Annotated in this window: 11 protein-coding genes; 10 read left to right on the top strand and 1 reads right to left on the bottom strand. The window is 50.8% G+C overall.

The window, feature by feature from the left end; genetic code table 11:
* Window positions 1-87 precede the first annotated feature (87 nt).
* Window positions 88-1,497, bottom strand: coding sequence for a MocR-like ectoine utilization transcription factor EhuR (ehuR, locus tag AKJ31_RS00535; protein WP_245639008.1), 1,410 nt, complete (start codon window positions 1,495-1,497; stop codon window positions 88-90).
* Window positions 1,498-1,797: 300 nt separating this feature from the next.
* Between ehuR and doeA the strand changes: the two genes are divergently transcribed.
* The 10 genes from doeA (at window position 1,798) to urtA (ending at window position 13,224) form a co-directional block, all read left to right on the top strand.
* On the top strand, window positions 1,798-2,985 hold the full coding sequence (gene doeA, locus AKJ31_RS00540; protein WP_053407139.1) for an ectoine hydrolase DoeA: 1,188 nt from the start codon (window positions 1,798-1,800) through the stop codon (window positions 2,983-2,985).
* Window positions 2,986-3,009: 24 nt separating this feature from the next.
* Entirely contained in the window at window positions 3,010-4,017 is a 1,008-nt protein-coding gene (gene doeB / locus AKJ31_RS00545; RefSeq protein ID WP_053407140.1) for a N(2)-acetyl-L-2,4-diaminobutanoate deacetylase DoeB, read from the top strand.
* A gap of 93 nt (window positions 4,018-4,110) precedes the next feature.
* Entirely contained in the window at window positions 4,111-5,121 is a 1,011-nt protein-coding gene (locus AKJ31_RS00550; RefSeq protein ID WP_245639009.1) for a TRAP transporter substrate-binding protein, read from the top strand.
* A 101-nt stretch (window positions 5,122-5,222) separates the two neighbouring features.
* A complete protein-coding gene (locus tag AKJ31_RS00555; protein ID WP_053407142.1) occupies window positions 5,223-5,702 on the top strand; it encodes an Lrp/AsnC family transcriptional regulator in 480 nt (159 codons plus the stop codon).
* Window positions 5,703-5,858: 156 nt separating this feature from the next.
* Entirely contained in the window at window positions 5,859-7,379 is a 1,521-nt protein-coding gene (locus AKJ31_RS00560; RefSeq protein ID WP_053407143.1) for an NAD-dependent succinate-semialdehyde dehydrogenase, read from the top strand.
* 35 nt (window positions 7,380-7,414) lie between these two features.
* Window positions 7,415-8,821: an aspartate aminotransferase family protein gene (locus tag AKJ31_RS00565; protein WP_053407144.1), complete on the top strand. Its 1,407-nt coding sequence runs from the start codon at window positions 7,415-7,417 to the stop codon at window positions 8,819-8,821.
* Window positions 8,822-8,871: 50 nt separating this feature from the next.
* A complete protein-coding gene (gene eutB, locus AKJ31_RS00570) occupies window positions 8,872-9,846 on the top strand; it encodes a hydroxyectoine utilization dehydratase EutB (protein WP_053407145.1) in 975 nt (324 codons plus the stop codon).
* A gap of 15 nt (window positions 9,847-9,861) precedes the next feature.
* A complete protein-coding gene (locus tag AKJ31_RS00575) occupies window positions 9,862-10,806 on the top strand; it encodes a cyclodeaminase (RefSeq protein ID WP_053407146.1) in 945 nt (314 codons plus the stop codon).
* Window positions 10,807-10,863: 57 nt separating this feature from the next.
* The gene (locus AKJ31_RS00580) at window positions 10,864-11,613 is read left to right on the top strand and encodes a maleate cis-trans isomerase family protein (protein WP_053407147.1); all 750 of its coding nucleotides are present in this window, start codon (window positions 10,864-10,866) and stop codon (window positions 11,611-11,613) included.
* 324 nt (window positions 11,614-11,937) lie between these two features.
* Entirely contained in the window at window positions 11,938-13,224 is a 1,287-nt protein-coding gene (urtA, locus tag AKJ31_RS00585; RefSeq protein WP_053407148.1) for an urea ABC transporter substrate-binding protein, read from the top strand.
* Window positions 13,225-13,295: the final 71 nt, after the last annotated feature.

Below are 13,295 nucleotides of genomic sequence, written 5' to 3' on the forward strand. Positions count from 1 at the left end.
TTTCATGACAATCAAGTCAATCCGATGGGAACGAAAGATTTTCTGAACTTAGCCCTTTTGCAGAAAAAATTGGTCTGAGACGACTGCTCAGACCAAAAAGTGAGAGGTTGGTGGATTGGTGTCGAGGATCTCTGAAATGACCGACAAGCCATGTTTTATATAGCCTCGGTTGGTTTCCGCGCCAAGGCTGATACGCACGTATGGGATTGGCTGATTGGTATCGAGTACGAACGGTTTGTAGCTGGTGATTTGCACCCCAGAACGTTTTGCTGAAGCGACCAGATCGTCGCTATTCCACTGCTCCGGTAATTTAAGCCAGATGTGTTGTCCGTTTGGGTGCGCGCTAAAGCTGTGGCCTTGCAATGCGGTTTTCGCGATACGTTGCCTTTTGGCAAACTCATTGATTTGAAAGCGGATCAATCGGTTCAATGTGCCGTTCTCAATCCACAAGTGGGCGACTTCAAATGGCAAAGGTGTCGCTGACCAACTGGTTGCTGCTAATCGGCCGATGGCATGTTGAAGGAAGTGGCGAGGCACCGTCAGATAACCTGTGCGCATGCCGGGAGCAACCACTTTGGTCAGGCTGGTGACGTAAAAAGTCTGTTCTGGCAGTAACGCTGCAAGTGGCGCAACGCGATTGGGCTCTAATGCGCCGTAAACGTCGTCTTCAATCACGTAGATTTCGTATTTCTTGGCGATATCGGCGATCGCTTCTCTGCGCGCTTGCTCCATATGTGCGCTGTTTGGGTTCGCCATACTCGGTGTACAGCACAACGCCTTAATCGGTTTGTGCTGACACGCCCACTCAAACGCATCTGGTGTAATACCAAACTCATCCATTTCCAGAGGCTGCAGCTTAAAGCCCAGCATGCGAGAACGTGAGATCAAACCATGATCGACCAACTGTCCGCACGCGACCCAATCACCATGTTCCACCACGGTACTCAGCGCCAGCGTTAAGCCGTGGCTCGCGCCGTTGGTTAAGAGCACTTGCTCAGTACCGACATCCAGACCTTGGCTGCTGAGGAAACGAGCCCCGGACTCGACGTGGTGGGGCTGACCAGTGACCGGCTTGGCTTTACTGATCAAACAGCGGTTATTGGTTTGGCTGGCGATGTGCATCAGTGCCTGATTGAACAGTGCGACGTGACGGTCGGTGACGACTGGATGGGCGATTGACATGTCTATCTCATCGGGCGTCTCTTTCATCTCTTGCGTCAGCATAAATTCGCTGTCGGTGATCTCATCGACAAAGCCGGATTTGACGAAGGTGCCATTACCCACCCAAGACTCAAGCGCGCCTTTCTTTTCGGCGTACCCATAAGCATGGCTGACGGTTTGGACACTGACGCCAATTTGTTCGGCAAACTCGCGGTGGGTTGGTAGGCGAGTGCCGGGTTTCAGATAACCACTACGAACACACTCGACAAGATAGTTGCCGATGGAGATGTATTTTGGGGTACCTGGGCGAATGATCGGGTTCAAAGAAATTGTCATGACACAATATTTTAATTGATTCATTTTTAACGCTCATTGTAACTTCGATTTAACAAATGGCGAGTTTTTAGCCGTCAAATGCGGTCTAATGCACAAAAATACACCACAATTGTAATGATTGACATGAAATTTACTGCTCGAGGGGGCAAGTCAAAGCCCTAGCTCAGGACTGAGCAGATTCAATCGCAGTGGTGATGAACACGAATTTTTGTACCCAGGTCCACCGACCTGATGAAAGGTAGAAATACCTCAACGTCTCCGAAGGCCCATAAGGCGTCGGATTTTTAACAAGGAGAAAATATGAGAGGCGTTGCTTTGCATTTTACCCTGGATGAGTTCCAGGAACGGTTAGCCAAAGTTCGACACTCGATGGTCGAGCGCGAATTGGACGTGTTGATTATCCATGATCCGTCCAATATGGCGTGGTTAACCGGCTATGACGGCTGGTCGTTTTATGTACCTCAATGCGTGGTCGTTGGCTCATCGGGTGAACCGGTTTGGTTTGGTCGTTGCCAAGACGCGAATGGCGCGTATCGCACTGCGTATATGTCGGCTGAAAACATCACCTACTATCCAGACCATTACGTTATGAATCCGCCGCTTCATCCGATGGATTACTTGGTGGAGGCCGTACTTGCTCCGCGACTTTGGGATCGTGGACGCATCGGCGTCGAAAAGGACAACTATTACTTCAGCGCTACCGCGTATGAATCACTGACGACACACTTACCCAATGCCCAACTGTTGGATGCCACTGGACTGGTGAACTGGTGTCGTGCGGTGAAATCGGATCAAGAGCTAGCGTACATGTATCGCGCAGCACGCATTGTTGAAAACATGCACCGCGTGGCATTTGACATGATTGAACCAGGTCTGCCCAAGCACCACTTGGTGGCGGAGATAAACCGTCAGGCGGTACTCGGCCATGAAGACCACTTTGGTGATTACACCGCTATCGTACCGTTATTGCCTTCAGGCGCAGATGCGTCCGCTCCGCACCTAACTTGGGACGACCGACCGTTCAAAAAAGGCGAAGGAACGTTTTTCGAAATTGCAGGGGCACACCGCCGTTACCACTGTCCGTTATCGCGTACGATTTTCCTCGGTGAACCCGATGACAAGTTTAAGCGCGCGGATGAAGCCTTAACCCGCGGACTTGAAGCGGGATTGGAAGTCGCCAAGCCGGGCAATACCTGTGCGGATATCGCTAACGCATTGAACAAAGTGCTCGATAAAGCGGGCTTCTCCCGTGAAGGCGCGCGCTGTGGTTATCCGATTGGTTTGAGTTACCCACCTGACTGGGGCGAGCGCACAATGAGTCTGCGTGACACCGATAAAACGGTGCTTAAAGAAGGAATGACTTTCCACTTTATGCCGGGGCTTTGGTTCGAAGATTGGGGACTGGAAACCACCGAAAGTATCGTCATTACCCGCGATGGAGCGAAAACGTTGTGTGATTTTCCGCGTCACTTATTCGTTAAACACTGAGCTTAACAACAGAAAGGATTGGCTATGCAAGACAGCTCAATTTCAGCCACGGTAGACTTCGAGCGTGAAGGCGTACAACACGGTTTTCTCGCTCTGCCGTATTCTCATGATGATTCTGCTTGGGGAAGCATCATGATTCCGGTCACCGTGATAAAAAACGGTCCGGGGCCAACGTCGTTGCTGACTGGCGGAAATCACGGAGATGAGTACGAAGGGATCACCAGCCTACTCAAACTGGCGAACTCGTTGCACCCTGAGCAGATCCAAGGGCGAGTGATTATCGTGCCGATGATGAACTTGCCTGCGGTGCAAAATGCGTCACGAACCTCGTCGATTGACAAAGGCAATCTAAACCGCAGCTTTCCCGGCAATCCTGTCGGGACAGTGACGGAGAAAATCGCCGACTATTTTAGCCGCTATTTGGTGCCGATGTGTGACTTTGCGTTAGACATCCACTCAGGCGGCAAAACGCTCGACATCGTTCCGTTTGCAGCGGCGCATCGCCTCGATAATCCAGATCAAGAAGAAGCGTGTATTTTGGGCGCCAAGCTATTTGGCGCGCCATACACCATGATTCTGCTTGAGATGGATGCGACCAGTTTGTATGACACCGCCGTTGAGTCTCAGGGCAAAGTGTTTGTCACAACCGAGCTTCGTGGTGGTGGTACCAGCACTCCAGAGACGATCGCCTATGCCGACCGTGGCATCCGCAACTTCTTACGCTTTGCAGGTAATTTGCAAGGTGACTATGAGAAACCAGCGCAGCCGACCAAGCTGTTGGATATGCCGGATGCCAGTTGCTACTTGCAGAGTCAGCACCAGGGTATCGCAGAGTATCTTTTTAATCTCGGCGATGCGGTGGAGCTGGGTGATGTCATGGTCAAAATCTACTCTACACAACGCACTGGTGAAGCGCCGATAGAATATCGCGCAGAACGAAGCGGCATTTTCGCCGCGCGCCGCTTTCCTGCCATGGTCAACATTGGCGACACGCTCGCGGTACTTGCCGAAGATTGTGGAGAACTCATTTAACCCATTTCGATACGACACAACATCGGGTCTGGCGTATCACCAGCCGTTGGTGAATTGACTCACAGACAACTAAGGAAACAAGGGATGAATCCGATGAAACATAGTTACCGTTACCTAACCAGCACCGCGCTGATTGCCGCCAGTTTTTTCGCAAGCAACGCTTACGCAGAGACATGGAAGTTCGCTCTAGAGGAAGTCAAAGGCTCAGTGCAGGATGCGTATGCACAGGAATTTAAAAAGCGTATTGAAAGCGCAACCGACGGCGATGTAACCGTTGAAGTGTATCCATACGGCACGTTAGGTCAGTCCGAAGACCTCACCGAACTTACTGCTAACGGTATTATCCAGTTTACCAACGCTTCTCCGGGGATTTTCGGCTCTTTCGTACCCGAAATGCAGGTTTTCTCTATCCCTTATCTGCTCTCGCAAGACAACGAAGTGAACAAGAAAGTCCTCAGCTCCAGCCCAACGATTTATGACACTTTGGGCGGCAAATTAGAGCAGAAAAACCTCAAACTACTGACCATGTACCCGGAGGGTGAAATGGTCTGGACCACCAACCGTGAAATCCGTTCGCCTGAAGATTTCGACAACTTCAAAATGCGTGTGATGGCCTCGCCAATGTTGGTGGAAGCCTACAAGTCATTCGGTGCTGATCCAACACCACTGCCATACTCTGAAGTGTACGGCGCTCTACAATTGAAGATGATCGACGGTCAGGTTAACCCAGTGTTCGCGATCGAAGAAATGAAGTTTTATGAAGTCAGTGACTACATGATCTGGGCGGGCCAGCAACAGTTCACCACTACAGTGATTACCAACAACAATTGGTTCAATACGCTTTCTGCGGAGCGCCAGCAGCAGGTAGAAAAAGTCATCGCTGGGATGAACGATTTTATCTTCGATAAGCAAGCTGAATTTAACCAAGCTCGCCTGGAGCAAATCAAACAGGCGAAACCTGAGATGCAAATGATCCAGTTGGATAACGCTGAACGAGCCGCGTTCAAGCAGGCGTCGATGACGATGCGAGACAAATACGTTGAGCTAACCGGTAAAAGTGGTAAAGCGGTACTCGAATCGCTTGACCAAGAGTTCAGCCAATAACGCGAAGTTTTTCGCACAAGGAGAGTGGCCTGCGGGCCACTTTATAGCGGTTGACCAATCGCAACGTTTGCAGCGGTTGGTATCGAACAGGGAGAATCACCATGCGCCTCGATCGCTACGATGTCAAAATTCTACAAATTCTTCACGACAACGGTCGTATCACCAAATCTCATCTTGCCGAAGCGATTAACTTGTCCGTCAGCCCTTGCTGGGAGCGAGTCAAAAAGCTCGAAGAAGCCGGTATCATCGAAGGTTACGGGGCAAAAGTGAACACCGACGTATTGTTTAAACGCACGTCGGTCATGGTGGAAGTCTCTCTCAAGGAACACAACGCGCAAGCGTTCAAACGTTTTGAGCAATTGGTGATGCACTCGCCCGAAGTCACCGATTGTTATGCCACAGGCGGCGGCGTGGATTACATCCTCAAAATTCAGTCTGAAGACATCGACCAGTATCAACGCTTGATCGACAACTGGCTCGATTCCGAAGTCGGGATTGAACGCTACTTCACCTATATCGTGACCAAAACAATTAAGCGCGATTCAGGGACGTTGGAAATCAACCAAAACGCGTTGTTCTAAAAGGGAAAAATTGGTCTGAAATACGACCAGAAAAATCACCATTTTAGAGCATGTCGAAAAGAAAAATTTCGCGCTTAACCCCCTCGCATCAGAAATTATTCAGCACGCTTCTCCATTACAGTTTAACTACGGACAACGACGCTGGGAGAAGGACTCATGACAGCACTACACAGCTTGCATGGCGATGAACTGAAAGCTTCACACGACATGATGGCAATAATGGAAGATGTACGTTTGGTAAGAGGATTAGCTTACGTCAATGGCAAATGGGTCAGCGGCGACAGCTTCCATCCGGTGGACAATCCGGCCGACGGCACTGTGATTGGCTACATTACTAAATTGTCTCAACAGCAGTTGTATCAAGCGATTGATGAAGCGGATCAAGCCTTTCGTCAATGGCGCAAACTGTTGGCAGAAGAACGTGCAGAAATTCTGATGCGTTGGCATGACCTGATCTTGGAGTCGAAACAAGATCTGGCGCGTTTGATGGTGATGGAGCAGGGCAAAACCCTGGCGGATGCGCAAGGTGAGATTGATTATGGGGCGTCGTTCATTCGCTGGTTCGCGGAAGAAGCGCGCCGCAGTTACGGCGAAACGATTCCAAGCCATATCCCGAATGCGCAACTGTCGACGGTACGTGAACCGATTGGCGTAGCGGCACTGATAACGCCGTGGAACTTTCCGAATGCGATGGTCACGCGCAAAGCCGCTGCGGCGTTAGCGATTGGCTGTCCGGTGATCATTAAACCTGCCAGTGAAACGCCGTTTTCCGCCTTGGCATTAGCTGAGCTGGCAGAGCGTGCAGGCTTTCCTGCGGGGGTCTTTAACGTTGTGACTGGTGATGCGGTGATGGTATCTCAAACACTGTGCCACTCCGACAAAGTCAAAGCGCTGTCGTTCACTGGTTCCACTCGTGTCGGCAAACTGCTGCTGCGTGATGCGGCGCAAACTGTGAAAAAGTGCAGCATGGAACTCGGCGGGAATGCGCCATTTATTGTGCTGCCTGATATGGACGTGGAGCAGGCAGCAAAGGCCGCAGTAGACGCCAAATTTCAGACCGCAGGGCAAGACTGTTTGGCGGCGAACCGAATCTTTGTTCCGCAAGAAAAATACGAAGCGTTCCTTGAAGCGTTCGCCAAACAAATGAACAGCATAGTACTGGGTAACGGGCTGGACGACGAAGTCACTATGGGGCCGTTGATCAATCGCGCAGCGGTCGATAAAGCCCATGATTTGGTGCGTGACGCGCTGGATAAAGGCGCGAGACTCGTCGCGGGTTTTCATACTCCGGTTCCGGGAGACAACTTCTTTGCTCCGACTCTGCTAGCAGACGTCACACCAGAGATGGCGGTGTATCGCGAAGAGAACTTCTGTCCGGTCGCTGGTGTATTGCCTTACCAAAACTTGGACGATGTGATCGAGATGAGCAACGACACTGAGTACGGCTTAGCAGCGTATGTGTACGGACACGACATCCACCAAATCTGGCAATGTATGCGCGGTTTAGAGTTTGGCATGGTGAGCGTCAACTCCGTCAAGATGACCGGTCACCCGATCCCGTTTGGCGGCGTGAAACAGTCTGGACTCGGACGCGAAGGGAGCCGTCACGGCTTTGAAGAGTATAGCGAAATTAAGTATTGCTGCTTGGGCGCATTGCCTACCGTAAGTGGCAGTTGAGACACGAAATATGGATATCCAAGAGGAGAAGGACCATGAGCAACAAAACCCAACAACTATTAGAGATCGATCGTCAGCGAGTATTTCATGCCTCAACCCACCTGAAGCAGTATGCGGCTGGGGAGCTTTCGGGAAGGATTATCTCGAGCGGAAGCGGAATCCGAATCACCGATTCAGAAGGCATCGAATTGATCGACGGGTTTGCCGGATTGTACTGTGTGAACATTGGTTATGGCAGGACTGAGATGGCCGATGCCATTTATGATCAGGCGAAAGAGCTGGCGTACTACCATACCTATGTCGGTCATACCAATGAAGCATTGGTGAAGCTTTCCGATCGCATCATCAAGATGGCACCGCAAGGCATGAGTAAAGTGTACTACGGCATGTCGGGCAGCGATGCGAACGAAACCCAGCTTAAGTTGGTGTGGTACTACAACAATGCTCGTGGTCTACCAGAGAAGAAAAAAATCATTTCGCGTGACCGCGGCTACCACGGCTCAAGCATCGCATCCGGTTCAATGACAGGTTTGCCATTGTTCCATGCTCATTTTGACTTACCGCTTGAGCGCATCAAGCACACCATGGCGCCGTATTACTATCGCCGTGAAGACGAGAGTATGTCTGAGCTGGAATTCTCCCAGTACTGTGCTGACCAGTTGGAAGCGATGATTCTCGCTGAAGGGCCAGAAACCGTGGCGGCGATGATCGCCGAACCTGTGCTTGGTACTGGCGGTATCGTGCCACCACCAGAGGGTTACTGGCAGGCGATCCGCAAAGTGTTGGACAAATACGATGTACTGCTAATTGCCGACGAAGTGGTGTGTGGTTTTGGTCGTTTAGGCTCAGATTTTGGTTCACTGCACTATGACATGAAACCAGATCTGATCACCGTTGCGAAAGGCTTAACCTCGGCGTATCAACCATTGTCAGGCGTGATCGTTGGTGAGCGAGTCTGGAGTGTGCTGGAAGACGGCACCGACCAGTGGGGCGCGATTGGCCACGGTTATACCTACTCAGGCCACCCGATGGGCGCAGCGGCGGCGAACTGCAACCTCGATATTATCGAGCGTGAAGGCTTGGTGCAGAACGCAGCGGATGTTGGCGCTTACTTACAGCAGCGCATGGCGGAAACCTTCAAAGACCACCCGCTAGTCGGTGACACCCGTGGTGTTGGTTTGCTGCATGCGCTCGAGTTCTCGTCAGATAAGCTGCGTCGTGAGCACTTTGATGTGAATCTGAAAGTCGGCCCGCAAATCGCAGCGGCGTGTTTGGAGCAAGGGTTGATCGCGCGTGCTATGCCACATGGCGACATTCTCGGCTTTGCACCACCGCTGATCGCAAATCGTAACGATATCGACACCATCGTCGATAAAGCGCATCAGGCGGTCAATAAGGTGATGGATAACCTCGTCACCTCCAAACAGTGGCAACCAAAGTAATCACCTCATATCACACCGCCCCTTGTGGGCGGTTTCAGGACAAGAACTCGATGGAAGCACAAGCAATCTTTGCCGCGAAAAAAGCGATTAACGGGCTGGTAAGCCGCACGCCACTGCTTTATTCGCCACTTCTTTCTCAGCAGTATCAATGCGAAATTTGGCTAAAGCTGGAAACGCTCCAGCCTATTGGGGCATTTAAACTCCGTGGTGCGACGCACGCGATGAACAAGCTCACTGACGAGCAGAAACGCCACGGTGTGGTGACGTGCTCTACGGGCAATCACGGTCGAGCCGTCGCCTATGCCGGACAACGCTTGGGCGTGCGCACGGTGATCTGTATGTCTAACCTAGTACCAAAAAACAAAGTCGACGCGATTAAGGCGCTGGGAGCAGAAGTTCGCATTGTCGGACAGGCGCAGGACGATGCCGAGCGTGAGGCGTTAAGATTGACGGAACAAGAGTCGATGACGTATCTCTCACCGTTTGAACACCCAGATATTATCGCTGGTCAGGGCACGATTGGGTTGGAAATACTCGAAGACCTCCCCGATGTGGACGTCATCTTTGCTGGCTTGTCCGGAGGCGGATTGATCGGCGGGATCGGTTTGGCGGCGAAATCCAACAGCAGCAGCGTCAAAGTGTATGGCGTCTCAATGGATAAAGGCGCGGCGATGGTGGAAAGCCTCAAAGCGGGTAAGCCTGTACAAGTGCAGGAATATGAGTCATTCGCCGACAGTCTCGGTGGCGGTATTGGTTTGGATAACCGTTATACCTTCAATCTGGTTCAGCAGGTGATGGACCAAGCGTTTTTGGTCGGTGAAGAGAACATTGCCAAAGGGATGGCCGATATTTTCGACGCTGAGAACTTTGCCGTCGAAGGCGCGGCTGCCGTGGGTTTAGCGGCTATTCATCAGCATCAACTCGATCTTCAAGGCAAGAAAGTGGTGTTGGTTATGAGCGGAAAAAATGTCTCGTCCGATACTTTTGAAACCGCACTGAGAATCGGCCGGCAGGTCGGAAAATAGACGGGAGTCGCGCGGATGAAAATCTATAACAGAGCTCAAATCGAGCAAGTGACTAAGCTCGACCTCAATGCTTTGCAAGCCGTCGAAGCGGGGTTTAGCGCGTTAGGTCAGGGTAAGGTGACGATGCCGCCAATCCTCAGTATGGCTATCGAAGAGAGCAACGGTGAGGTGGACGTAAAAACCGCTCACATTCGGGGCAACGAACGCTTCGCGATTAAGATCAGCCCTGGATTTTTCGATAACCCGAAACTCGGGCTCCCAAGCCTGAATGGTTTGATGGTGCTATTCAGCGCCAAGACGGGGCTGGTGGACAGTGTGTTATTTGACGAAGGGTATCTCACCGATATTCGTACCGCATTGGCGGGCGCGATTTCGGCTAAGCACCTTGCAAACCCTGATGCCGCCACGATTAGTGTGCTTGGTTGCGGGCTACAAGCGGAGCTACAAGTCGCCGCGATAGCGTTAGTTAGACCCATCCAACATGTCAACGTATGGGCGAGGGATGCATCCAAAGCGGTTGATTACCAACAGCGCATGCAGCAGCGCTACGGCTTATCTGTCACGATACATGCGAACATTCAGCAAGCATGTCGCGACGCAGAGGTTATCGTCACCACCACGCCGTCAAAAGAGCCACTGCTCAATTGGCAAGACATTCCTCGTGGGGCACACGTGATCGCGATGGGCTCCGACAGTCCGCACAAACGTGAGTTGACCAGCTCGGTGATTCTTAACGCTGACCATCTTATTGTCGATCGACTGAGCCAGTCACAGTCACTCGGTGAGTTACGCTGCGTAGAAAAGCCGTTAACACGTCCGGTGCTGGAACTTGGTGATATTGTGTGTGGCAAAGTGCGTTATCAGCGCCAAGTAGACGATATTTCCGTGTGTGACTTAACCGGTACTGGCGTTCAAGATACCGCGATTGCCAACTACACCGCCCAGCAACTCTCCAACTAACAGATTTTCCTGTGACCTTAGCGGTGGGCAACCACCGCTCTTTTTGAGGGCTAACCCATGCCAGAGCTCTGCACATTTGACTGTTTGACCACTCAGTTTGAATTTACCCCGGATGTTTCTCCTTACCAGCGCGCGATTGGGCTAATGCAGCTTGCGACCGATTACGTACTCGAAAATGAATGGCGAGAGCACTTACCTGACGATGTTCGTTTGTACACCTCTCGATTCCTGACTACGGGCAGTGTCGATCCACAACACCTTAGCGACATGCAACATCGCATTCGTGAGTGCATGTTGACGATCGCCCCAATGTGGCCAATCAATGTCGTCGCATTTGGATGCACATCGGCGAGCGTGCTGATTGGGTCGGAGCAGATAGGTGAGTTGATTCGCCAAGAGCGGCCAGAAGTGATGACCACCAATCCTTGGCAGGCCGCGTTACGCGCACTCGAACACCATCAAGCGAAACGTATTGTGATGCTAACGCCATACACCAATGAAGTGAACTTACCGCTCTATCAGGCGATGAGCGCGCATGGTATCGAGGTGGTGGCATTTGGTTATTTTAATCTCGACTATGACCCGAATATTCCGACCATTGGTGGTGCAGATATCGAGCACGCATTAGAGCAGTTATTGGACTCTATTTCCTATCAGGCGGACGCGGTGTTTATTTCGTGCACTAATATGCGCGTAATGCATCTACTGCCCCATTTCAGTCAACGTTTTGCACTGCCTGTGCTGAGTTCAAATCAAGTCATGCTGTGGGATGCGTTAAGGCTAATCGATAGTTCGGACGCAGTGTAAATACTTGTCTATAGCAAGAAGAGCCTAGCGATAGCCTTGAGGCGAACTAGGCTCACTCGCCATTTTCTTCTCGCAACTCGCTTGCTCTCAAATCAGGTTAAGCGGTCATTTCTTCGAGTCACTTCTCTAAATTAGTGAAATCACGGGTTTTATTGCACCAATATGCAGCGCACCAAAATGAGCATAAGTCCTGCGTTTTCTTTTTAATTTTAAACTAATTGTTTTATTTCAAATGGTTAGGTTCTGTTAATGATGTATTTATATTTTGGCACTCTTCTTGATGAATGGATTGTTGAATAACTATTCATTATATGGAGATACAAAATGAACAAGATGTTCAAATTAAAGCTTGCAGCAGTGGGAACTTGTCTTGCGATGAGCTCAGGAATGGCATTAGCAGAAGAGACGATCAAAGTAGGTGTCTTGCACTCGCTTTCGGGCACGATGGCGATCAGTGAAACGACATTGAAAGACACCGTCTTGATGTTAGTCGACGAGCAAAACAAAAAGGGCGGTTTGCTTGGTAAAAAGCTGGAAGCCGTTGTGGTCGATCCAGCGTCGAACTGGCCGTTATTTGCAGAAAAAGCGCGTGAACTGATCGAGAAAGAGAAAGTCGACGTGGTGTTTGGTGGTTGGACATCGGTATCACGTAAATCGATGCTGCCTGTATTTGAAGAGCTTAATAGCATCTTGTTCTATCCGGTTCAGTACGAAGGTGAAGAGTCATCGAAGAACGTGTTCTATACCGGCGCTGCGCCAAACCAACAGGCGATCCCTGCGGTTGATTACTTGATGAATGAGTTAGGCATCGAACGTTGGGTGCTGGCGGGGACGGATTATGTGTATCCGCGTACCACCAACAAAATCCTCGAAGCGTATTTGAAAAATAAAGGTGTCAGCGACAAAGATATCATGATCAACTACACGCCGTTTGGCCACTCTGATTGGCAATCAATCGTTTCTGATATTAAGAAATTCGGCGCGGAAGGTAAGAAGACCGCGGTGGTTTCTACCATCAACGGTGACGCTAACGTTCCATTTTATAAAGAGCTAGGCGCACAAGGCGTGTCGTCTGAAGATATTCCTGTTGTGGCGTTCTCTGTCGGTGAAGAAGAGCTGTCTGGTATGGATACTTCGCCGTTGGTTGGTCACTTAGCGGCGTGGAACTACTTTATGAGCGTGGATACCGAAGCGAACGACGAGTTTGTCGCCGCGTGGCAGAAGTTTATCGCCAGCAATAAGCGCGTCACCAACGACCCGATGGAAGCGCACTACATTGGCTTTAATATGTGGGCACAAGCGGTGACCAACGCCGGCACGACGGACCCAGAAGCGGTGCAAGATGCGCTCGTTGGCGTCGCAGTACCGAACCTTTCTGGCGGCTATTCTACTATGTTGCCAAACCACCACATTACCAAACCGGTACTGATTGGTGAGATCCAAGACGATGGTCAGTTCGAAGTGGTATGGGAAACCACAGGTCTGGTTGCGGGTGACGCTTGGTCAGATTATCTACCTGAATCTGCCAAGTTGTTCTCTAGCTGGTCTAAGCCGTTCTCCTGTGGTGCGTTCAATGTTGAAGCAAGCAAATGTGCTGGTAGCAGCAACTAAGTAACCCCTCGCGCTTCTAAGTGGAACGCTTAGAAGCGCTTCCATCAAATCTGTTTGGCGTTGTTCAAACA

It is taken from the genome of Vibrio hepatarius, from assembly GCF_001274785.1.
Taxonomy (GTDB): domain Bacteria; phylum Pseudomonadota; class Gammaproteobacteria; order Enterobacterales; family Vibrionaceae; genus Vibrio; species Vibrio hepatarius.

Bases quoted from the DNA above. Each gene is read 5' to 3' on its own strand.
- AKJ31_RS00575 (WP_053407146.1), top strand. From the start codon at position 9,862: ATGAAAATCTATAACAGAGCTCAAATCGAGCAAGTGACTAAGCTCGAC.
- doeB (WP_053407140.1), top strand. From the start codon at position 3,010: ATGCAAGACAGCTCAATTTCAGCCACGGTAGACTTCGAGCGTGAAGGC.
- AKJ31_RS00565 (WP_053407144.1), top strand. From the start codon at position 7,415: ATGAGCAACAAAACCCAACAACTATTAGAGATCGATCGTCAGCGAGTA.
- eutB (WP_053407145.1), top strand. From the start codon at position 8,872: ATGGAAGCACAAGCAATCTTTGCCGCGAAAAAAGCGATTAACGGGCTG.
- AKJ31_RS00580 (WP_053407147.1), top strand. From the start codon at position 10,864: ATGCCAGAGCTCTGCACATTTGACTGTTTGACCACTCAGTTTGAATTT.
- AKJ31_RS00550 (WP_245639009.1), top strand. From the start codon at position 4,111: ATGAAACATAGTTACCGTTACCTAACCAGCACCGCGCTGATTGCCGCC.
- AKJ31_RS00555 (WP_053407142.1), top strand. From the start codon at position 5,223: ATGCGCCTCGATCGCTACGATGTCAAAATTCTACAAATTCTTCACGAC.
- AKJ31_RS00560 (WP_053407143.1), top strand. From the start codon at position 5,859: ATGACAGCACTACACAGCTTGCATGGCGATGAACTGAAAGCTTCACAC.
- ehuR (WP_245639008.1), bottom strand. From the start codon at position 1,497: ATGACAATTTCTTTGAACCCGATCATTCGCCCAGGTACCCCAAAATAC.
- doeA (WP_053407139.1), top strand. From the start codon at position 1,798: ATGAGAGGCGTTGCTTTGCATTTTACCCTGGATGAGTTCCAGGAACGG.
- urtA (WP_053407148.1), top strand. From the start codon at position 11,938: ATGAACAAGATGTTCAAATTAAAGCTTGCAGCAGTGGGAACTTGTCTT.